22 protein-coding genes, 1 tRNA gene and 1 pseudogene are annotated in these 21852 nt (G+C 35.7%); 14 read left to right on the top strand and 10 right to left on the bottom strand.

Annotation, left to right across the window (positions count from 1 at the left end; genetic code table 11):
• Positions 1 to 150 precede the first annotated feature (150 nt).
• From cfa to AOM43_RS02980, 6 genes are all read left to right on the top strand, one after another.
• Positions 151 to 1353 carry a cyclopropane fatty acyl phospholipid synthase gene (gene cfa, locus AOM43_RS03005; protein ID WP_013924869.1) on the top strand — a complete coding sequence of 401 codons (1203 nt, stop codon included), beginning with the start codon at positions 151 to 153 and terminating at the stop codon, positions 1351 to 1353.
• 403 nt (positions 1354 to 1756) lie between these two features.
• Complete coding sequence (locus AOM43_RS03000; protein WP_013924870.1) at positions 1757 to 2116, top strand: hypothetical protein; 360 nt, start codon at positions 1757 to 1759, stop codon at positions 2114 to 2116.
• Positions 2117 to 2226: 110 nt separating this feature from the next.
• Positions 2227 to 3219, top strand: coding sequence for an endonuclease/exonuclease/phosphatase family protein (locus AOM43_RS02995; RefSeq protein ID WP_059358957.1), 993 nt, complete (start codon positions 2227 to 2229; stop codon positions 3217 to 3219).
• A 123-nt stretch (positions 3220 to 3342) separates the two neighbouring features.
• Positions 3343 to 4386, top strand: a complete 1044-nt coding sequence (gene galE, locus AOM43_RS02990) for a UDP-glucose 4-epimerase GalE (RefSeq protein WP_079978226.1) — start codon at positions 3343 to 3345, stop codon at positions 4384 to 4386.
• Positions 4387 to 4626: 240 nt separating this feature from the next.
• Positions 4627 to 6054 carry a hypothetical protein gene (locus tag AOM43_RS02985; RefSeq protein ID WP_006340904.1) on the top strand — a complete coding sequence of 476 codons (1428 nt, stop codon included), beginning with the start codon at positions 4627 to 4629 and terminating at the stop codon, positions 6052 to 6054.
• A 131-nt stretch (positions 6055 to 6185) separates the two neighbouring features.
• Positions 6186 to 6662: a GNAT family N-acetyltransferase gene (locus AOM43_RS02980; RefSeq protein WP_006340903.1), complete on the top strand. Its 477-nt coding sequence runs from the start codon at positions 6186 to 6188 to the stop codon at positions 6660 to 6662.
• A gap of 79 nt (positions 6663 to 6741) precedes the next feature.
• Here AOM43_RS02980 and AOM43_RS02975 read toward each other — a convergent pair whose 3' ends face one another.
• Entirely contained in the window at positions 6742 to 8592 is a 1851-nt protein-coding gene (locus AOM43_RS02975) for an F-box protein (protein WP_036746099.1), read from the bottom strand.
• A 107-nt stretch (positions 8593 to 8699) separates the two neighbouring features.
• On the opposite strand from AOM43_RS02975, the gene AOM43_RS02970 reads away from it, so the two are divergent.
• Positions 8700 to 9323, top strand: a complete 624-nt coding sequence (locus tag AOM43_RS02970; protein WP_013924873.1) for a hypothetical protein — start codon at positions 8700 to 8702, stop codon at positions 9321 to 9323.
• Here AOM43_RS02970 and AOM43_RS02965 read toward each other — a convergent pair.
• From AOM43_RS02965 to AOM43_RS14210, 5 genes are all read right to left on the bottom strand, one after another.
• A complete protein-coding gene (locus tag AOM43_RS02965; protein WP_006340900.1) occupies positions 9320 to 9718 on the bottom strand; it encodes a MazG nucleotide pyrophosphohydrolase domain-containing protein in 399 nt (132 codons plus the stop codon). The genes AOM43_RS02970 and AOM43_RS02965 overlap by 4 nt on opposite strands.
• A 10-nt stretch (positions 9719 to 9728) precedes the next feature.
• On the bottom strand, positions 9729 to 10856 hold the full coding sequence (locus tag AOM43_RS02960) for an Lpg1974 family pore-forming outer membrane protein (RefSeq protein ID WP_006340899.1): 1128 nt from the start codon (positions 10854 to 10856) through the stop codon (positions 9729 to 9731).
• A 65-nt stretch (positions 10857 to 10921) separates the two neighbouring features.
• Entirely contained in the window at positions 10922 to 11422 is a 501-nt protein-coding gene (locus AOM43_RS02955) for a MepB family protein (RefSeq protein ID WP_013924874.1), read from the bottom strand.
• 236 nt (positions 11423 to 11658) lie between these two features.
• Positions 11659 to 12207: a ferritin-like domain-containing protein gene (locus AOM43_RS02950; protein WP_006340896.1), complete on the bottom strand. Its 549-nt coding sequence runs from the start codon at positions 12205 to 12207 to the stop codon at positions 11659 to 11661.
• 277 nt (positions 12208 to 12484) lie between these two features.
• On the bottom strand, positions 12485 to 12640 hold the full coding sequence (locus AOM43_RS14210) for an AP2/ERF family transcription factor (RefSeq protein ID WP_006340895.1): 156 nt from the start codon (positions 12638 to 12640) through the stop codon (positions 12485 to 12487).
• Positions 12641 to 12771: 131 nt separating this feature from the next.
• Here AOM43_RS14210 and AOM43_RS02945 point away from each other — a divergent pair, with 131 nt between their 5' ends.
• The 3 genes from AOM43_RS02945 (at position 12772) to rlmF (ending at position 15241) form a co-directional block, all read left to right on the top strand.
• Positions 12772 to 13860, top strand: a complete 1089-nt coding sequence (locus tag AOM43_RS02945; RefSeq protein WP_059358955.1) for a PP2C family serine/threonine-protein phosphatase — start codon at positions 12772 to 12774, stop codon at positions 13858 to 13860.
• A 196-nt stretch (positions 13861 to 14056) separates the two neighbouring features.
• Entirely contained in the window at positions 14057 to 14281 is a 225-nt protein-coding gene (locus AOM43_RS02940; RefSeq protein WP_006340893.1) for a hypothetical protein, read from the top strand.
• A 78-nt stretch (positions 14282 to 14359) separates the two neighbouring features.
• Positions 14360 to 15241 carry a 23S rRNA (adenine(1618)-N(6))-methyltransferase RlmF gene (gene rlmF / locus AOM43_RS02935; RefSeq protein ID WP_059358953.1) on the top strand — a complete coding sequence of 294 codons (882 nt, stop codon included), beginning with the start codon at positions 14360 to 14362 and terminating at the stop codon, positions 15239 to 15241.
• Between the two features lie 509 nt (positions 15242 to 15750).
• Here the strand turns inward: rlmF and AOM43_RS13495 are convergent.
• The gene (locus AOM43_RS13495) at positions 15751 to 15927 is read right to left on the bottom strand and encodes a hypothetical protein (protein ID WP_006340890.1); all 177 of its coding nucleotides are present in this window, start codon (positions 15925 to 15927) and stop codon (positions 15751 to 15753) included.
• A 436-nt stretch (positions 15928 to 16363) separates the two neighbouring features.
• Between AOM43_RS13495 and AOM43_RS02930 the strand changes: the two genes are divergently transcribed.
• Positions 16364 to 17704, top strand: coding sequence for an ATP-binding protein (locus AOM43_RS02930; RefSeq protein WP_013924877.1), 1341 nt, complete (start codon positions 16364 to 16366; stop codon positions 17702 to 17704).
• A 173-nt stretch (positions 17705 to 17877) separates the two neighbouring features.
• Here AOM43_RS02930 and AOM43_RS02925 read toward each other — a convergent pair whose 3' ends face one another.
• Positions 17878 to 18189, bottom strand: coding sequence for a hypothetical protein (locus tag AOM43_RS02925; protein WP_006340888.1), 312 nt, complete (start codon positions 18187 to 18189; stop codon positions 17878 to 17880).
• Between the two features lie 301 nt (positions 18190 to 18490).
• Here AOM43_RS02925 and AOM43_RS14060 point away from each other — a divergent pair.
• Positions 18491 to 18615 (top strand): annotated as a pseudogene (locus AOM43_RS14060) (IS5/IS1182 family transposase); the annotation flags it as partial.
• Between the two features lie 582 nt (positions 18616 to 19197).
• Here AOM43_RS14060 and AOM43_RS02920 read toward each other — a convergent pair.
• Positions 19198 to 19269, bottom strand: a tRNA-Asn gene (locus AOM43_RS02920).
• Between the two features lie 75 nt (positions 19270 to 19344).
• Positions 19345 to 20436, bottom strand: coding sequence for a hypothetical protein (locus AOM43_RS02915; RefSeq protein ID WP_006340885.1), 1092 nt, complete (start codon positions 20434 to 20436; stop codon positions 19345 to 19347).
• A 118-nt stretch (positions 20437 to 20554) separates the two neighbouring features.
• On the opposite strand from AOM43_RS02915, the gene AOM43_RS02910 reads away from it, so the two are divergent.
• Together AOM43_RS02910 and AOM43_RS02905 are read left to right on the top strand one after the other, a co-directional pair.
• Positions 20555 to 21046, top strand: a complete 492-nt coding sequence (locus tag AOM43_RS02910) for a hypothetical protein (RefSeq protein ID WP_100067497.1) — start codon at positions 20555 to 20557, stop codon at positions 21044 to 21046.
• 14 nt (positions 21047 to 21060) lie between these two features.
• Positions 21061 to 21834, top strand: coding sequence for a caspase family protein (locus AOM43_RS02905; protein WP_006340883.1), 774 nt, complete (start codon positions 21061 to 21063; stop codon positions 21832 to 21834).
• Positions 21835 to 21852: the final 18 nt, after the last annotated feature.

The following is a 21852-nucleotide window of genomic DNA, read 5'->3' as shown; positions in this document are numbered from 1 at the left end:
CTAATTTAATCAATCAATATAATTTTTTTTCTTGGAAAAATTGTGCTAACGATTTAATTGTTCTTTTAAAGAACATAACAATCAGAGTGGAAGGATTTTTTTTTGAGGCGAGGTTTTCAAATCCTGATTCTGATTAAAAAGGAGATGAAAATGGAAATTTTAAAATGGGCGATTCTTACCATTTTTTTTATGTCTGTCACTGTCGGCCTGGGGGTTTTATTTTTCCCCCGATTTTCGGGCCAATCCCCTAAGCAAATTATCCAAGATATTGCAGCTCAAGCTGATATTCAAATTAATGGAACACGACCCTGGGATATTCGTGTTCACAATGAAGAATTTTATACACGTGTGCTGCGCGATGGGTCTTTGGGTTTTGGAGAAGCCTATCAAGAAAAAATGTGGGACTGCGATGCTTTAGATGTCTGTTTTACAAAGCTGATAAGGGCGAATTTGGATCAGCATGTAGCAAACTCCTGGACAATGGTTTGGGCAGCAGCTAAAGCAAAACTTTTTAATTTGCAAACCAAAAAAAAAGGCTTGGAGGTTATTGATAAACATTATCAAATAGGAAATGATCTTTACCAAAACATGCTAGATCCCACCTTAACCTACAGCTGCGGTTATTGGGCACACGCCCAAACATTAGACGAAGCCCAAAAGGCTAAATATGATCTGATATGTAAAAAATTGCATCTGCGTTCGGGAATGAAAGTCTTGGATATCGGTTGCGGTTGGGGAGGTTTTGCCAAATATGCTGCAGAAAATTATGGCGTGCATGTGACAGGAATTACTCTTTCAACAAATCAAGCTGAGTATGCTCGAGCCTTGACTAAAAATTTACCTGTTGAAATTAGAATTCAAGATTACCGCGATGTGCAAGAGACTTATGATCGTGTTTTAGAGATTGGGATGTTTGAACATGTAGGAGAGAAAAATTATCGAGAATTTATGGAAGTTGTTTATCGAAGCCTTGTTCCTGACGGTTTATTTCTTTTACATACAATTGGGTCCAATGTTAGTGCTTTAGGAACAGACCCTTGGATTGATACGTATATTTTCCCAAATGGACATCTGCCCTCAGTGGCTCAAATCGGAAAATCTGTTGAAGGTTTATTTGTGATTGAGGACCTGCATAATTTTGGGCTGGATTATGACAAAACCTTAATGGCTTGGCATCAAAATTTTACAAGAAATTGGGCGAATCTTTCAGCAAAATATGGAAAGGATTTTTATCGTCTATGGAGCTATTATCTTTTGTCTTGTGCCGGAAGTTTTCGTGCTAGAAGCATTCAACTTTGGCAAGTTGTCTTATCTAAAGATGGGATGACGGATAGATACGTTTCAATCAGATAGTGGAAGGACACACTTTTGTGTGTCCTACTTCTTAAGCTTCAAAGGTAAGCTCAATAGGGGCATTTTGAACCATTCATTCTGGCTTTGACTTGATCCGGATAGATACATCCAAGTGACATAGTAGAGGTATTTTTTACTTCCTACAGATGATCGCTTGATCCAAATGATGTGGATCGGGATTGTCAGGCTTTTAAAACTAAGGCGAAAAGGGGTGTGATACTTAAAATGATTCTCAGGAATCAAATTTTACGATTGCTTTGTCACATTATTAATTTCGTTCTATTAATCCACACGGTGAGAGATTTAAAGCAGGTTAGTAAATCTTTTCTTGATTTCTGGTATTAATTTTGTTATCTAGTGATTAAAGAATTAATTTTATTAATTAGTCCTATAGGAGGGAAAAATGTCTCATCATCACAATCATCATGATCATTGCTGTGGTTCATCTTGTGGAGATGATCACCATCACCACCATCACCATTGCGATTGCGGCCATGATTGCTGCGGCGATCATCATCACCATCACCATGTTGTTGAAAAAGATTTTGCCCATCAATTATTGGAAATAGCTGATGAAGCTTGGATGGAAATTTTAAAAGATAAGATTAAAGAGCAAATCCTATCCTCAAGTGGCGCACATTTAGATGAATTAGCAAAAATTGTGTCTGAATCCAATCGTGATCGATGGAAACATAAAATCGCAACAAATGCGGTAGTTAATGAATATCGAGAAAAATTTTCCTCATTTTTCGATAAAAAGTAATGGAGCATGGGGTCTAAGCTTGACCCCATACTTTGAAATTATTTTGCCAATTAAAATCGTTTATCTTATTCTAAGTTATTTTATGTAAATAATAATTTTTAGGATAATAAATGAAATCTCCTCTTTGCATTTTATGCTTTTTTCTATTCTTTCAATGTGCGATTCATGCTATAGAGAACTCGATTGTTCCTGTCATTGACAGATATGAGGAGCTCGGAAATCTTTCCCCACAAAAATACTCATATCCGCAGTTTTTGGAGATTTTAGCCGCCTTACAAAAGCATAAGGAAAAACTTCGTATAGTGACTTATAATGTCTTATCTAATCGTTACGATGAAAATTTGGAAGAAGTTAACCATTGGTCTCAACGTCTACCTAGAATTGTGGGCCTTATAGAAGAAATGGATCCTGACATCTTAGGAGTTCAAGAACTCTACCCAGATCAACTCAAAGAACTACATGCCTATCTGAGAGGAGCTTATGCTTTTTATGGAAAGCCTTGTGTAGATGGAGAGATTAATGGGATTTTTTTTAGGAAGAATCGCTTTCTCGTACAAGATCGACAGGTTTGGTATTTAGATGAAAATCCTAAAGATCCAAGTACAGAAACACTCACCATGCTTAAGTTAAAAGATTTAATAACGGGAAAATTGCTTGCCATTTTCAATACCCACTTAGCTATGCAACCCATTGAAAAAAGAGAGCTTGAAGCTCGACTCATTAGCGAGCATATCCAAAAACATGCCAGTCATCTCCCTATTATTTTAACTGGGGATTTAAATACTTTTCCGAATCGCCCAGATCTAATTGATTTGCCGTTTTATGATGGCGATTATATTTTGAGTATCTTAAAGGGCAAAAAGTTTTTAAACGATGCTAAAGATATCTCTCTTCTTGGCCATCTAGGGCCGCTCGCAACGTTTACTAGCAATGGAAAAGATAGCACACCCTTTAAAGGCATAGGGTTGCCGGGGGTTTTTTTAGATCATATTATGGTTTCTAATGACATTCAAGTTTGGGTACATGCTGTGCAAGCTGGAACCGTCGAAGGGCATTTTCCATCCGATCATATGCCAGTTATTGCTGACATAGTAGTGGAATAAATTTTATTTTCAATAAAAAGGCTTCAATCTAATCTGTCTGAAATGATGGAGAAGATTGAAGCAAAATTTCTCTTCTTTTTTAAAACGACATCAGTGAAACACGATTTATAGTGAGATATCACCATGCTTAATTATTTACTGGCTCTTTTGTCTTTTTTTCTTTTATCTCAAAATTTAAATGCTTCTCAGGATCTTAAAACACATGTTCTTGTTGTAGGTGGAGCAGGATATATTGGATCACATGTGAATGAAATGCTTCATGAACAAGGTTACGAGACAGTTGTTCTTGATAATTTGAGCCAAGGCAATCGCAGGGCTGTTGAAAAAGGTGTTTTTATCGATGGCGATATTTCCGATGCAGCACTTTTAGATCATATTTTTCAGACATATCCGATAGAGGTTGTGATGCATTTTGCAGCGTTTAAAAATGTAGGAGAATCTGTTTCAAATCCCCTTAAGTACTACAATAACAACGTTTCTGCTACTGTCACATTGTTAGAAGGCATGTTAAGAAACCATGTCAATCTATTCATTTTTTCCTCATCTGCAGCCATATTTGGTATGCCACAAGAAGATCTTGTCACAGAAACGCATCCCTGTCAGCCTATTAATCCTTATGGTCAGTCTAAATTAATGGTTGAGAAAATTTTAGAAGATCTTGGGCAAGTGGGAAATGGTTTTAAGTATTGTGCATTACGCTATTTTAATGCTGCTGGGGGAGATCCGCGAGGAAAGTTAAAAAGTTATCAAACAAAGGAATCAAATCTCATTCCCGTTGTTTTAAAAAGCCTTCTTCATCCCGAGGGAAGCGTGACAATTTTTGGAACAGATTATCCGACTCAAGATGGCACCTGTATACGCGATTATATTCACATTGAAGATTTGGGAAGTGCGCATATCCTTGCTATGGAAAAGCTTTTAGCGGGAGCTCAATCCAGTTGCTATAACTTAGGAAATGGGCGAGGTTTTAGTGTGCGGCAGGTTATTGATATGGCAGAAAAAGTAACAGGCATGCAGGTAAATGTGGTGGAAGGTGAACGCAGAGCCGGAGATCCTCCTTATTTAATCGCGAGTTCCGCAAAAGCAAAGCAAGAATTAAACTGGCATCCAAATCATGGTTCTCTAGAAGAAATTGTAAGAGATACGTGGAATGCCCTTCAAAAGTAAAGGAAAGGAGGAGTTAACACTCCTCATTCTATGTAGTGTTTAGCAAAGAACTTACCAAGTCTTATAACTACTGCTTCTTGAGAATTCTCCATTTTCGAATAACTAGCATCGCTGAATATTCCTGACAGGAATATTAGTAAAACTAATATTCATTATCAAATTAACTAATTATTTTAGAATTACCCGTTTAGTTACCCTAATGGATGCTAAATATGTTATAGATTCAAAGAAAGGATTTTTATGAATACCACAGACAATATTAACGACTTACTGTTTGCTAATTATCACGGTTTTTCCTCATACCAAAGACAACCTCACATAAGCTCTTGGGAACCTGTTGATATAGCAAAAGATATCTCTTGTTTAAGTTCACATAAACGCTATTGCTTTATTTCCTTTACCAAGGGAGAAGAAGCGTTTTACCTTTCAAAAGAGTCTCGAATTTTTCTTGGAAAAGAAATCAATAGCCAAAACCAGCTGATGGGAATTGTCGCTACACTTCGCAAACTAGGGTTAAATTTTGTTGCCCAAATTGAAGGTGATTCTTATTACGGTCATCAAGCTTCAGAACTCGATCTAAATAAATATAAAATGAACAAAATCTATCTTCGACCTGAAGATTATACGTCGATTGCAGCGAAAGTGCATAATGTCTTTGTCAATGCTGGATCTGAAGAAATCCAAGAAGGTGCTTATAAAAAAGTCATGGCGTGGCATTCCCTCCTCCACGGATTGATGAGCAGTAAGGACATTCAAAAAATTAGTATTAATTATATCGCGATGTTGATCAAGCGTCCTTTGAAAGCAGAAGAAGAAAAGGCTTTCGAAGCACCTGAAGGGCAAGATTTTCAAGATTTATACTTAAAACGCTTAGTATTAGGGAAAAACAATTGGGTTTTCAATAATATTTCTGAACACGAATGGAAGCCAAAGAAGATATTGATCGATGAACTCGGTTATCATGAAGGAAATATCAGGTATTTTCACTACGATGGCGTAAAAATTAAGGAGATCGAAACAAAAGATCTTGAATTGAACACCTTTTTTGTTTCTAAAGGAACGTATCGTCGCGGTTTTGCGTATTCAGATGCTGAAAAGCCAGCAAAAGCATTGATGGCACATCATATTCCTTACATCGTTTGTCGTCAAAGTGGATATGATACTGCAATTTACGTATTGCCTCAGGATTATGAGAAGTTAATTTCTCTTGGAATTCAGAATTCATTTGATTTATTGAAACCCATTATAGAAAAGTTGGATGAAGGTATTGTATGGAAAATGATTGAAGAATTCCCGGCAGCCGAAGAATCCGTCATGAGCCAAAAAACATGGTTACATATGTTCTGGAATGCGCTTGAAATCGAACATAATCGTCCATTATCTCTAGAGGAAAAACAAAGATTGATACCAGCCAAAAGTTCTACGGAAGCGATGATTATTAATTTGCGTCGTGCAATTGATTCTTGTTGTAACGAAATTCTTGAAAAAACCCAAAAGATGAGTGAGATGATCAAGCAATCTCAAGAGCTATTTCAAAAAGACTCACATGCGCAGGAAATATCTACATGCCAAATGACAATAGCTGAAATCTTACAGGAAATAGATAAGAAAAGAGCATTTATGCAAGAGGCTCATCGAAAACTTGTCATCTTACGTAGTTCAAGTTAAAAAGTGATTGAATAAATGACTGTGAAGAGAATTCCAGCTCGCCAGCGATAGATGGACATTGGCATTGAGTTAAATTGATATCTTTCTAGAAATAAAGGAAAGGGGGAGTTAGTGCTCCTCCTCATTTAAGCATGATAGAATTAACTACTTCGAGACTTTTAATCAGAACAGCGCATGAAGCGGATGCTACTAAGTTCGCGCATTTTGAGGATAAAAACAAATTGCATTGGGCATCTACAGCCGTTCTTTTGGATGTCGATGTCTCTTCTGAAGCTTATTGGAAGCAAAAAATAAAAGAGTTTGCTAATCAGCAATCTATCCGTTTTCTCATATTTCACCAAGGCCAGCTCATTGGTATAAGCAACTTCACCCAAATGTTTCGAGGACCTTTTCAAGCTTGCTACCTCGGCTACAAAATAGATCGAGATTTTGAAGGCCAGGGCCTTATGTATGAGGCTTTAAATAAAGCCATTTTCTATATGTTTGATGTCCAAAATATGCATCGTATTATGGCTAACTACATGCCAACAAATGAACGCAGTGAAAAATTGCTGATGCGACTTGGATTCCAAAAAGCAGGTTATGCTAAAAAATTATTTGTTAATTAATGGGAAATGGGAAGATCACATATTAACAGCACTAACAAATCCAAATTGGAAAAAGCAATAATGGAACCTTTTAGTTCCGCTATTCAGAGGTTTCTTCTTCAGAATATTCAGAGGCATCACTAATACTCTCACCAAATTCGTCTTCATCAACTTCGGGATCGCTAGCTAGCAGATCATCATCGCTGGAAAATAATCCATCTGCATTGTCATTTTCTTTCTCTAGGTATTCAAGACGAGCCCTTTCTAATTTTTCCACTTCAGTTGGCATTATTGAGATCAATAGATCGGCTTTATCTAAATGCTTGAGTTCAATTAAGGCTTCAATAGATCTTTTTATAAATTTATCGGGAAACATCTTAATAGATGTAATTTCCGATACAAAACATTTATCACAGATTATTTCGATGATTAAATTTTCAATTAAAGTCGTATTTTCGTTATACAAATGTTTATTTAGAACTTCAGCGACTAACAGAGCGTTTTCAAGGCTAGCAAAAGATTTAGAAAGAATAAATTTGCACCATTCTTTTAAAAGTTCTTTTTTGGGCTTTGGAGAAAAGGCCGAAAAAACCAAAAACATATCATAAGGATCCCAGCCGGCTTCGATAAAAAGTTGCATTTTCTTTGTCCAGTACTCTTTTTTGTCTCCTATTCCAAGGTCAAATACGATAAGATTTTGTTTCTCAAGATCATGCTTTTCAATAACACGACACGTTTCTAAGAAAATTTTTTGGTTGAATTGTTGGTTAGGTTGTATGTGAATACGTTGAAGAATCTCTTCGGTAAGGCATTTTGCATGTTTTTTTATTTCTGTAGATTCTTCTATAGAAAATTGCTTCGAATTGAGTTTTTCCATGCAAAATTTGATATATTGTAGATTTTTTTCGGGATCGAGAAAGAATAGAGAGAGGAGTTCATCAAATCTTTTAGATTCATGCGAGTAGAATGTATATGTATAAAAGAATAAGGGAAAATTTTTATGTTTTATAGCAAATAAAAGCACTGCATCAATATTAAAACGTGATGGGTTTATGCGTTGTGGTTGAGTCCCAAGCTCTCGCAAAACAGAGAGAGATCCTTTAACACTATGTGCCTTGGCTAAACTTATTGCATATCGTTCGTTTTTGACGATCTTACATGTATCTTTCTCTAGATATGTTTCAAAGCGTTTTTTGAGTATTTCCTCTTCAGCCAATAGTTTCCATTTTTTGCAGGTAAGTAACGTTGCTGGAATATCTTCAGTGCGGATAAAACGAAAAAATGCAACAAGTAATTCATCTGACAATTTTTCAATCTTTGTAGCACTGGTTAATTTTTTCAAATTTTTTGATAATAAAGAATCAAAAATTTCTCCGTCTTCTTCTAACAGCGTTGCGATAGATTCTTTGCGTTCGCTTAATATGGATTCCGTTTCGAAATTTTCAAGGCTCAACAGACCATCTGGCAAATAATCAAGGGACAATTTATTTACAAGTATTGCTTTAATAATGAGCAATGATTCCTCATCTTTAACATATTCAAGTAGTCTAATAATCAAAACAAATCTATTGAAAGACTCTTCAACGGTGTCGGAGATATGAACAAGATCCATTTCCTCAAAATTTTTTAAGAAATTAAGAAGTTGATTGCTCTTTAAGAAAATTTTTATTTTCTCAGAGAGAAGATAAGTGGTTAGGTGTCTTTCATGGTTTTTGTTTTGAATGAGGCTCAATATGGAATCACTCGTGACATAAGAAGTAACCCGCTTCAAGAGGGTCTTATGGTCATGATACCATTGAATTTCATCAGGATGCTTAAGACAATTTTTTAAAAATTTATGTAGCAATGCATGGTTTTTTTCCAATAACTGAATGAATCCAGAGCTATCCATCCAGAGAGAGCATTGATTTCTAAAGTTATTTGAGAAGGATAGTGGCAGAGTGACTCGCATCGTGTGCTCCATTTTTTTGATGGAGTTTAAATTTGGAATGAATTTAATTCAATGCATTAAATCTTCTATCAACTGTAGTTAGTTTTTATTTTAGAATTGAGGCTTTTATGAATTTAAACATGTGTGATCAATTGTTAACCATATACGCTGGATGGGATGGAAAAGCTTATCAGGGTAGCACGACTCATGATCTCAATGAAGTTGAGAGTGTTTTATTAAGGGAAATTTATGATAAATCAGCCATTTTAGACAAAACAGCTAAAGCGATTGATTGTTTTGTCATGGGAAATATCCTCTTAAGAGATGGCATGAATGAACATTATGTTTTAGCTTTTTTGATTTTTGATAATGAGTTAAAATCTTTTATTTCCAAAGATGAGCTTTTGCATCGATCAATTGAAGGGTGGATTAGATTAAATAAATTCGCTCGTATTGTCACTGATGAATCAGAAAACGTTTCTAAAATTTTTCTTTCCGATCGCTCCGAGATTTTCAATAATACAACACGTATTATCGCATTTGTTCGGTGTTTTTTAACTGAAAATACAATGATAATGGGCAATAGGTTAGTCGGTTTTCAAGTGCGAAAGCTGGGAGATGTTGATTTCAATGAGCAAATCCTCGCGTCGATGGATCAAGAAGATGTTGTTGCTTACAAGATTCATCTGCGGGAAGAGCTTCGGTTAGTGAATCAACCGAAAGTTCAAAAACGTTGTTGTGTACTTTTTTAAGCACTATTTGACCGCTCATTTTTGGCTTTTTCCCAATAATGCGACAGAACTTCCATCGACTGCTGTTGTAGATTGGCATGTCCATCTTCTTTTGCTAATGCAACCAATGCCGCATAACGTTTTTGAAATTTTTCAATGCTTTTCAATAAAGTCGCATGGGGATCCAGTTTGCAAAAAACAGCAAGGCTAACGGCTGCTTGTAAAAGATCGCCAATTTCTTCTTGCAAATGTTGTCGATCATTTTTTTGCCATGCCTCTTGAACTTCAATGCACTCACTTTGTATTTGCTCTACTAACTGGTTAATATGCTCCCAGTAAAATCCAAAGTTTTGTGCATCCATTTCAAGTTCTTCAATGCGTTTGAATAAGCATGTGTTTTGTGGAATATCAGACATTTTTTTCCTATTAGAAAGCAATATTGACTCTTAAAAAGGGGCCATGCAAGCTTAGATTGCTATACAGATCAATGGAATCTCCAGCAAATGCGACATCGATGCCTGTGATGGAATCCACGCTATGGTGATACCACAGCCACTCATAGCCAAGTTCGACGGTTGCTTCGAAGTTGCATAGCAACAAAGTATAATTAGCTCCTATTTTAGCGTCAAAGGCTGGATTTACACGCCATAAATCATCGTTTCTAAGTTTGATACCTTTAGAGCCTGCTGTGCGCAAAGTTTTGTAGTGAAAACTTGCATTGGATTGACTGCAAAGTATTGAAGCTCTCAAGTTTGTATTTAAAGCGAGACGCCCAAAACAGCATGAAGGAGAAGTTAGGTTGTAAGTATACTCTAGTCCAAACTGAGGACCAATGCCCCAGAAATCGGAGTGGCTTTTCAATCGATTATTGACGGGTTTGGTTACAGAATGGTCAGGGAAAACTCCTCTACTTTTAAAGTGGGTTGTGTGTCCTACATGTGCATAATGTAATCCCATTAAAAGAAACAAATTATCTAAACAAGAATCTAGGGCTAAACGATTGAATGTTGCATCGAGAGAATGATACCGATAATTATCACGGATATGTGCTTTGCCTGCGTAGTTAATATCTTCAGGTGCTTGCGCTCCATCACCCGGAAATCCAATGGTGTCAAAAAGAAAACGGCCGGAAGTCGAATCTGAATTGCTACTATTGAGATAAGTAAATCGAAAATCTAACGCATTAGCAGATTGACAAGGTTCGTATTGAGCTTCGATACGAAATCCAGGTTTATATGAAGACGTATTATTATGTCGTTTTCCATGAGGAAAAAATTCCCCATTTACGATATTATTTGAAGATGAAATCACATAACTTGCTTGATCTAAAGAAGGTTTGAGATAGATTAGTTCTGCACTTAATTTAAAATAGGGCCTTTCACAACATTCTGTAGAGGCATCATTTTCTTGGAGATGTTCTACCTCACTTAATTCAAAATTCTGTGTTTCTTCATTGGCAAAAGCATTTTCTTCAAGCTCTTCATTGTCAATTTCTGATCCACAGGCAATTTGGAAAAGGCATAAGAACACAATCAAAATCACTTTTCTTTGCATTTGTTTTCCTCTTGGCTGATTCGTAAATAAAATAAAAATTAAATTTATATCAGAAAGAGAAATGATTAGAAAAGAAATAATTTTTCAATTTGAGTGCGATCGATTTTTGAGCAATCCGCATCTGAAAAAAAATAAGAGGATTGCCAAATTTGCGTGAGTCTTGCTTGAGAATTGTTCACGGTGTCCCAAGAGGGATAAATTCTAAAGCCTCGTTTTCCTCCCATATGATTTTTAGATAAGATTCCTCTTTCACTTAGAATAAATTTTGGAAAAATAAATTGACCAAGCTGACTTTGATTGCGTGTTGCGATGATAAGCAAGTCAAAGGGATCTTCTAAATCATGGGGAAGGGTGGGGCCGTCTGGACGTTTCCAGAATGTCACAAATTGCCCAATTTTTGTTGGGGTGGTTTTTCCAACACGAAATTTAATTCGTTTACCATTTAGTATGCATGTGGCTGCACCATACTCTTGTCCTTCATTTTCTATCACAATGTCTTTACAGACATATTCAAGAGGCTTGTAAAATTTCTCGAGTAATTCGATAAGATCAGAGTGGAGGGGCATTTTATTATCCGTGTTGATTTTGCACATGATACTAGCAAGAAATCGTGTTTAAATCGAAGCTTGCTTTAGGAGCCTTAGTTTTTTTCCTCTTCTTATCTTTCGATGGTCCACAAGGCACCTGCTACAAACGATACTACATCTCTCTGAATGCACATTCCTTGTAACAAGCTTGCGCATACATTAAGATGCGGGGGATAATAAAGAGCTTCTTTTTAAGAAGCTCTTTATCAACAGCGTTATTTTCTTTTTCTATGACTACTGCTGTGAGCAAATTCTTCTTCCACTGCCTCTTTATTTACACCACTAGATAGGAAGGAACCATCCGCAATTTTTGTCAGTTTTTTGTCGGCACTTCCTTCTTCATCAAGTGTTTCCTGAAGAAGATCTGTGATTTCGCTTTTAAGATCTAAATGCTTTGCGAAACTTCGCAAAGTGCCATAGGACGCAATTTCATAGTGTTCAACTTTTTGAGCTGCGCTGATGATAGCGGCATCGAGCGTGGCAGATTTAGATTTATTTTGGGTTAAATCATCGGCCTCTTTTATAAGGCCTCGCATTGCCTCACAAATTTTATCAGACACTGGCAAATTCATGAGAGAAAAGATTTTTTCAATACGTTCAACTTGTTCTTCCGTTTCATGCAAATGTGTTGTCAGAGCTTCTTTTAAATCGGGAAGAGAGGCGGCTTTAATTAATTTAGGAAGGGCTTTTAAAATTTGATTCTCCGAGTTATACATATCAGCTAACTCATCAATAAACAATTGAGTTAAATCTTGATTTTTCATAATTCCCTCCTTTTAATATAGAAATGCTTTCTACATAAATTTGAAAATAACTAGATCGATGAAAGAGAATGGAAAATGATTTAATTATGCGTTTAATATAATTATCTTTAAAAGCTAATCATATTAGCATGTTGGAATTGGAATCTTGCCTATCCTTTTAAGATAGTTGATTTTTTATTATTTTGACATATTTTTTTTAAAAAAACATGCTATATTAGCCCAAGTGATTGATGATTAAATATTTAGTTTTCATCATTTTTCCGAGAGTATTCCATCGTTAATTTTTATGCTTTTTAAAGTATTGAATTTCTCTTTCGTGTTTGACTGCTTCCTCACGCGTTTCGAAAGTCCCTAAATTTCTTCTCTTTCCTGTTTTGGGGTTTACAGACAAAGAATAGATCCGATATTTGCCAGATTTTAATTTGCGAATCATTTGAAACCTCATTGGTTTTTATTTTTTTTAATCAAATTTTTTATAAATTTGTCAAGAAGCTTAAACCAACAATAATTAAAGGAAAAAAAATAGCTATATGTTACATTAAGCTTTAGCTAAAAGAGGTTAATATGACGGTGAATTTAAATAATGTTTTGAAATCTTATTATATAGCAGCTCAGGATAGGACGAATCAGCCAAAAATTAATCATCCTATTCTAATTCTTCAGTGTAAAAATGGAGTAAAAGAACTTAATCTAATAGTAGATAGAAGACAGGTGTCTTGGTATGACAGGTTATTGGCTTTTTTTGGACGTGGAAATGCCAGTCTTAAAAATGTAAGAAACTATCTAGATGAACATAAGACTGAAATCTCTGCAGAAAATATAAGCGCTATAAAAATAATAGATTCGAAAATCTCTCTAAGAAATCAAAGCAGCCGCATACAAAAAATTCCCTTGCTGAATTCGTGGGTATTACATTTAGAAAAGAGTACTTATTCTTGTTATGTAGGAACTACGCATGTACCGACAAAAGAAGATAGGGGTGGCATTATTGATTTTACCAAAGTCTTTCCAATAAAAGGATTAGCTTATATTGCTGATGGATCAGGTCATGCTGTTTCAGCTGTTAAGCAAGAAGCATATGCAGATCTCTGGAAAGAGTTTGATGAAAGGATTGGCGAGCTTTCTCATCCGGAAAGTCCCGTTGCTTGTCAAAAACAATTAGAATCTTTGCTTAGCGATCAAAGTAAGAAATTTGAAGAGAAGGGCTATGCCTCCACTTTGATTGTCACACAATTAATTGCGGGAGCAGATGGGAAAAAATACTTAGCTCATGTTGCCGTCGGAGATTCTGATTTATATTGCCTACGTAAAAATGGTCGGTTGGAGCAAATTACATCCATGAATAAAGATGATCCTTCCCGGAATACGGAGCTAGCTGGTGATGTTCGTCAAATGCATAGGGGATTGACTGAAGTTCATCCAGGAGACAAAATCATAGGTGTTACGGATGGAATCACCGATTTTATGAGTAAAGATATCTTGAGATCCATCCTATTAGAAAAAGGGACGACACCTGAGAATTTAGGTACAAAATTATTCAATCGACTACTTCAGGGGAATTCTAAAGGCTCAAAATCATTGAAGAGAGAAGATTCAAGCGACAGTGATGATATTAGTGTTTTTTTTATGACTGTTCCAGAGTCCATTGCTTAAGAAAGATTTCCAGGTTTTGCTGATCGAGGGAAGAGGAACTATTGGGCAGAGTATTTTGATTTCTATAGCGAACCATTTTTTTAATATAAAATGTGACATTTTCTCCAAAGTAAAATGTTTTAAATAATAAATTGCAGATCCTCGTGACTTTTTCATTTTAAATATGTAAACTTAATAAGTTTTACTAAGGATAAAGATGGATATAGAAATTACTGAATTGCAGCAAAAAATTGAAGCTCTCACAAAGGTGAATGCTGAATTAATGGTGAGCCAGCAAGAATACTCTTCAGCTAAGCAAAGCTTGAATAGAATGAGTGTTCGATTACGTAAATTATGTAAACGATTAACTCCAACAAATGAAATAGTACTCGAAATGCAAAAAATCGCTGATGAAATTCGAGAATCTGTAAAAAAAGCCTAAGCTGCAAAAGAGATAGCGTGAAGCTGAAGTACAACAGATTGCTTAATCACTACAAACAAGCTAAATTTTAAGTAGAAAATGGCAGAGCTAAAAACAGAACTACATCTTAGAAATCGTCATAGAGAGCCCTATGATTTTAAGCTGCTCATAAAAAATTGTTCTGATTTAGCTAAATTTGTAGCGACAAATAGCTATGGAAATGAATCGATTGATTTTACCAATCCGATTGCTGTTAAAATCCTCAATAAAGCCATTCTAAGAGTCTTTTATAACATCACATGGGACATACCAGAACATTTTTTGTGTCCTCCCATTCCCGGTCGTGCAGATTATGTTCATTATATTGCAGATTTGCTTGGTGTTTCTAATAGAGGAATCATACCTCAAGGTAAAAAAATCTCCATCTTAGATATCGGTGTAGGAGCAAACTGTATCTACCCACTTATCGGATATAGAGAATATGGATGGAATTTTGTTGGGACAGATATCGATCCACGAGCGATTTCGATTGCGAATGGAATAATTAAGCAAAACAACCTCACAGAAGCCATCGAAATTCGCTTGCAAAAATCCTCCTCAAATATTTTTAAAGGGATTTTGAGTGATAACTCAGCATTCGATGTTTCAATGTGTAATCCTCCTTTTCATGCCACACCTTCTGAAGCAAGAGCTGGAACTAAACGGAAGTGGAAAAATTTAAGGATAAAAACAGATGCATTGAATTTCGGGGGACAAAGCAATGAGTTGTGGTGTCCTGGCGGAGAAGTCGCATTTATAAAACGTATGATTGAAGAAAGTATTCACGTTAAATGCAAGTGGTTTACAACTCTTGTTTCAAAAGCTAGCAGTCTTTCAAACATTTATCAAGCATTAGAAAAGGTGAAGCCTCTCGAAGTTAGAACGATAAATATGGGTCAAGGGCAAAAGAAAAGCCGAATCGTTGCTTGGACATTTATCTAAATTCTCTAGACTGCAAAGAAAAAAAAATGAATTGCATTGCTGATGAATTTTTGTGCATGAGTATGTGTCATGAAAAAAGGCAGTTATAACTTTCCCTATAACTGCTCGTCTCTCAAGATTCCAGTTACTGGGTACACTTCAAACTTTTAACTGGGCTTGTCTTCTCTCAAGAGTTTTCAACTTTCTCAAATTAATAGCCTATATTTTTCTTTAAAAAAGGTATCTCAAAAGATATGACCTTCTCCTTTGAGCCAATTTAGAAAATGTGTAAGAAAGTGGCAATTAGAATCGGGCATATGGAAAAAGGACGTTCTTTCAACCGTTAGGATGTCTTATTTAAATGAAAAATCCCCCTTGTTTCTTTTTTTCAGACTGATATATCGTTAAAATTTTTTAAAAAACTCAAAGATACAAATGAATTTTTTCTTATATATGCAATGAAACTAGCCGGCATTACTGCTAAGTCGATTGTATTCTCATACGCCCTATCTTTTCCTTTTTATGATTTTTTAAATAAAATTAAATCCACCGAAGAGCTTTAAGGGGGTATCGGCGAGATGACCGAGATCGCCAATAAGAAGAACTTTATTATCGATTAAAGATTGAGCTTGCAATTGTGCTTTTTGGAGTGTTTCAAGGGATGCATAAGACACTTTTGGCAATTCGGCAATATCAGCAGCTATCACATCCTTAAGAGTTTAAATACTCCTCTTTCGCAAACTACTAAGGCTTATACTATCAAGTATGTTGATTAGGGTTATGTCGACTAGCCTGAGCTTCGCCTAAAGACTTTTTAACCATAGGCTGTTTTTTTTGAAGAGAGAGATAGTGTTATTATTTATGGGGGATGCACCATTAGTGCGCCATAAAACAAAAAGGCAGTTACAGCGAAAGCAGTAACTGCCTGAGTCTCAAATTTCCAGTTACTGGGCACACTTCGAACTTTTGACTGGCTCAGCCTCTCTCAAAAATTTTCAACTCTATCATTATTAAAGACTTAAAAATTCACTGGAAAATTGTATCCAGCAGCAGAAGCCCAAAGCGGTGATCAAAACGGAAGTGCTTGACTTCCGTCTTATTCCGTGTTAATTTCCTAGTTAGAAGATTAAAAGGACAGCCTAAATGATTGAAGAATACCTATCACAAAATGAATCCAAGACGGTGGAATTCAAAGAAAACACAAGATCTCTTTCTGGAATAGTCAAAACAGTTGTGGCTTTTGCTAACACTTCGGGTGGGGTATTGCTCATAGGAGTAAAAGATAAAACAAAAGAAATTGTTGGAGTTCCTAATTCGCTTCATGAAGAAGAGAGAATTGCTAATGCAGTAAGCGATAGCGTTGCCCCTTTAATCATTCCAGATATAGAGATTCATGCTTATCGAGATCGAGAGTTAATCATCATACGCGTTCCTCATGCTGCTGGACCCTTTTATTTGAAATCAGAAGGATCAAAAAATGGGGTTTACATTCGGTTTGGCTCTACAAATCGCATTGCCGATGATGAAATGTTAAATTCTCTAAAGCTTTTCTCAGAAAATCGCGCTTACGATGAATTGCCTTCTCCAAAAGGAGTGCTGGATAAAGAGGCTATTGAAAAAGCTTTTGCAATTGTTAAAAAATATCCGACTAAGAAACAGTTGGAAGCTCTGAATATATTAACTGAACATTTAGGAAAATCTATTAATACGAATGGGGGAACGTTATTATTTGGCCTCAACCGCCTGACTCTTTTTCCTGATGCTCTTATTCGATGTGCGAGATTTAAAGGAATTACAAAAGAAAAAATTATAGACAGCCAGGAAATCACATCTAGCTTACCTTTTGCAATAGGAGAGGTCTTAGCATTTATTGAAAAAAATACATCAATTGAAAGCGTTATTGGTAAAATCCATCGTCAAGATATTCCAGAATATCCTCCTTTAGCATTACGTGAAGCTGTAATAAATGCAGTTCTTCATTCTGACTATTCTATAAAAGGGTGTTATATACAAATTGCAATTTTTGATGATCGAATTGAATTTACAAATCCTGGAGGACTGCCTTTTGGGCAAACTATTCAAAAAGCGCTAATGGGTTTTTCAAAACTACGTAATCGTGTAATAGGTCGAGTATTTAAAGAATTAAAGCTAATCGAGCAATGGGGATCTGGATTACAAAGAATAATTGCAGTTTGTGAAAAGGAGGGGCTAAACATCCCTTTAATTGAAGAACATAACAATCAATTTCGACTGACTCTATATGGAAAACGTACTCAGCAACGTCAGCTATTAACATGGGAAGAAGTCCTTATTGATCATTTGAAAGAAAAGCAGTCAATAACAACGAAAGAGGCTGCGAGGATTTGGAATGTATCTGATAGGACAGCAAGAACTAGATTAAAAGTTATGATTGAATCAGGTCGAATTCAAAGGATAGCAACCTCGGAAAAGGATCCTTTTGCAATGTTTATTATAAGGAAATAAAAGAATATGGTAGGCGGTAAGGATTCGTGTTAATACTCGCATAGAAACGAAAAAGTGAAGAGATCGCATTATACGCATATTAATAAAATATTTAATTATTGCGAAAGCTGACTAAGTCGGATTTTACTTGTAGAGTATAACTTCTTTTTATCCTGATTCGAATAATGCATTATTCAAGATATTTTTGAAAGCATGCTTTCAAGAAATTCTTTATCTTGCATTACTTTATTATTTAATAATTGTAATCTCAATTTCTCTACAGGAGAAAAGCTGTCGGGTTGGCTAGCATCATGAGAGGATAAAAGTAATAGGATTTGTTTGCATCCTGAGTGTATTTTTTCCACTGTTTCATTCAACTTTTCTAAGTATTTTGGCCGTATAGCACCAGAATTGGCAATTTTACTTTTCACTTCCGTTATATCTTCATGGACTTTAGATTGAATATTTTGAATCGATTGTTGAAATTGAACAGAAGGTGTAAACATAATAATCTCCTATGGTTTTTATAAAACAATGTACTTTGTATAAGTTATACATCATTTATCAATAAAATTGTTAAAAAAACTCGACTTTGTACAATTTTGAGCGAGAATTTTTCGATCATGCTGTGATAGATACTTCCTAGCAGATGCCGCAGCAGGGCGAGAGTCATAAAAAACACACTAAGAACCTGTTTAAAATCTTTTTGATTGTGGATAAGAATTGCTTTCAAAACTTTTTGGAGGCAACAATGACCACTCTTATCCAAGTGATATTTCTAGAGAACAATTTGATAAAATCAAGCCAATGCTAGAGCCTATCCGAAAGAAAACTCATCCCAGAAGCATAGATCTTTATGATGTCTTTTGTGGAATTTTATATATTTTGAAAAGTAGTTGTAGTAGTGTATGTTACCCAAAGAGTACCCTAAATAGGAACTATGCTAAATAAAGAAACCGTAGCAAGGTTTAGTCCCTATCGAACAGGTTTCTTTTTTATAGATAGTACATCGCTCATGTAACGGTCTATTAATTTCGCTAATGTGTGTTTCTTTGCTTCAGTTGTCTTAAAATGTCGTCCTTCACGAATTGCAGCTTCCGTTTGTTGTATCCTTCATTCGGTATCCGTTTTTCGTTTAAAGGATGCATGCTGAGGGGGCAGTCCTTGAACATGGAAATGTGTTTTTCCATCTTTATCTTTTCTTTCCTTGATTGACGCCATGTTTGTGTCCTTTTCAGTTAGCTAAGTTGTTCAAAAAAACAACCTAGGTGATTTACATTCTCTTGGGTGTTAATCATTAGTTGTCTCGTACGTGTTAAGCATAAATGTGGAACAGATTGAAGGTTTCCCCAATTTTTCCCCACTAAAATAGAAACTTACCAATAAACGATAACGCTTAATGATTTTGTGATTTATTGTTTTGTGTTGTGGGGATATGGGGGAGAAATGGGGTAAAACCCCATAAAAACAAAAAAGCACTTAGAGATTTCTCTCTAAGTGCCTGTATCTCAAGACTCCGGATGCTAGATTCGAACTAGCGACCAATGGATTAACAGTCCACTGCTCTACCGCTGAGCTAATCCGGAACATTTAAGAAGTCATAATCTTATGAAATTGGCTATTTTATTGCAAATGCTTTTGTGTTTTTTTTCTTTTTTTTCTTATTTTGCCTTTTCTAGTTGCTTGTGGAGGCTCTTGATTATGTCTTCTTTCGTTTTTTTGGAAGGCGGTGCTAATTTTGTGTATGTATCGAGGACTTTAGCTCCTGGGAGTAAATCTTTAGCATCTACAGCTTCTTTTTCTTTTCCAGATTCAATTTGCGCAATAGGTTTACTTAATGCGTCTTTTGAGACAATAATTTCTCGCTTAACACCTCTGTAACCCATAAGCTCCGGAAGGTCATCATCTCCTAATTTTTCAGGATTTCTTAGTTCAAAGGCTGTTATAAATGTAATGTGGATTTGATTGTTTTTTTCCGTTATGGAATAGTGCTTTTCTAATCCTGAAACCAAGCAATTATCATTTTTCATTACTGTTTCAAGTATATCTTTTAGCATGGCCTGTGTCATTAGGTTCTGAGTATTTTTTACTACTTCAGGATCGCTTCCTAGATATTTTGACAGGCTTTGCATGACATTGGATATAAGTGCTTTAAGATCCGTTTTTGTTCCACTAATTTCGAAACGCTCTGAACCTACTTTAAGAGAGTTCATCCGAGCAATATCTTTTCCAAATTGTTGTTGGAATGTTCCGTATGAAAACTCTGTCAGGTCATTACTGTGATCAACCCCTTGCAAATTTTCGGCTGCGGCCTTTAAACCTTCCTGAGAAGGTGTGGGCTTAAAGGGTCGTATGGATTGTGTTTTAGCTACGGGTTCTGTATGTTTTGAAGCGTCTACTTCCGCTTTTTTTTCAGATGAAACTTTTTTATTTTGAAGGTCTTTTGAATCTGCGGCGGGCTTATGTCCAAAAATTTTATTCTTTGTTAAAAAATTAACGATTTTTTTTGTTACATGAAAATCGCCCTTAAAGAATTTCTTAATATTGGCTTTAATTTTTGTCCATCTAGAGGGATCTACAGTCGCTTTCGATATTTGAGAAAGTGCTTCTTCTCCTGTAGCGCTGACGCGTTCTTTTGCTTTAGGAGCTTCTCCCTGATGAGATCCTATCTTAACATCTGATTTTTCGACTTGTTCTTGCTTTGGGCCCTGATAAATACGATTTGATTGCCAATTTCCTTGATTCACCTCCATAACTGCTCTCCTCTTTTTTTATTATCCATTTTTTATTATATCATTTATTTTGTTTTAATAAAAATTGAACTAAAGTTTTATTTTTTATAAAATAGGCAAACTAATGGAGAAAAAGTTTATGAAATATTTGTATTTATTTGTTATAAGTCTTGCTCTTGGCATCTTTTTACATGGCAGAGACGGAGAGACTGAGGGGGAAAATCCAAGGAGCACATTCGAAATCAAGGTAGGGGAAGAATTTTTAGAGATCCTAGCTAATCCAGATTCCATCAAATTTGGCAAGGTGCTTCCCACTGGATTTGCTATGGGGGGAAGTGGTCAAGAATATTTGTCAGAAGAACCTTTAATATCACTTTCTTCTTCACAAATAGCACAGATTCAAAATCTTTTGCTTTCTCCGAAGAATTTTATCGTGGAGAAAACAAAATCGGGATTATTCTTACCTGAATACGTCCTTTATTTTAAAAAAGAAGAGAAAACCTTAACAGTATTAGTGAGTTCCTTTATCAATCAAATCCGAATTGAGGGTGTTCAGTCCAGCGTTGTATTGGATTTTGATCCTATGCAAGATGAGATGAAAGCCTGCCTCGATTATTTTAAATCATTGTAATAAAAGAAGATTTTATGCGTATACCTAACATTCTCATTGCCTTAGCTCTGATTTTTAGTGTCCAATCAGAGGCAGCGGATTTACATGCAATTGTAGTTGCTGACACGATTGCTTCAAATATTAGCAAATCTGTGGAAATGGATTTAAAAAAAATGGAAGCGGAGATTTATAAAATTTCCCGACATGCGAATCTCCCTATTCAAAAGCACTTTATTGCTGGAAAAGAAATCACCTCAGCAGAGATTTTAACGACAATCCAAAACTTATCTGTTAGCGATGATGATGTTATCTTATTCTACTTTTCAGGACATGGTTATCGCACAAAAAAGAAAGAAAGTCCTTGGCCAAATCTTTATATCACCCATGAGAATAAAGGGATCGATTTTGATTTGATTGTCAGTGAGCTCGAAAATAAATGCCCACGGTTAATGATTGTTTTCGCAGATGTTTGTAATAACATTGTTCCTGATATGTTTGCTCCACCTTTAGCAGCAAGAAGTATGGCCATGATGGGACAGCGAGCAATTACGGCTGATGCTTATTTAGCCTTGTTTCGCGAGTGCCGAGGAAAAATCCTATTAGCTGGAGCCAAGACGGGGGAATTTGCATGGTGTACATTGGATGGAGCGCTTTTTACGGATGCCTGGATTCAAAGCATTGAGGACGAGGCTAAAAAAGGCCCTGAAGCTTGTTGGGAATCTATCATTGAGCAAGCGATTCTTAAGATCCAAGTCGATCAAAATCCTTACTTCCAAATTGAGATTGAAGCAAATGAAAAGAGCCCGTAAAAACGGGCTCTTGATTTT

Source organism: Parachlamydia acanthamoebae (assembly GCF_000875975.1).
Lineage (GTDB): Bacteria > Chlamydiota > Chlamydiia > Chlamydiales > Parachlamydiaceae > Parachlamydia > Parachlamydia acanthamoebae.
The sequence above is the reverse complement of the archived record's forward strand: the minus strand, read 5'-3'. Positions and strand labels throughout refer to the sequence as shown.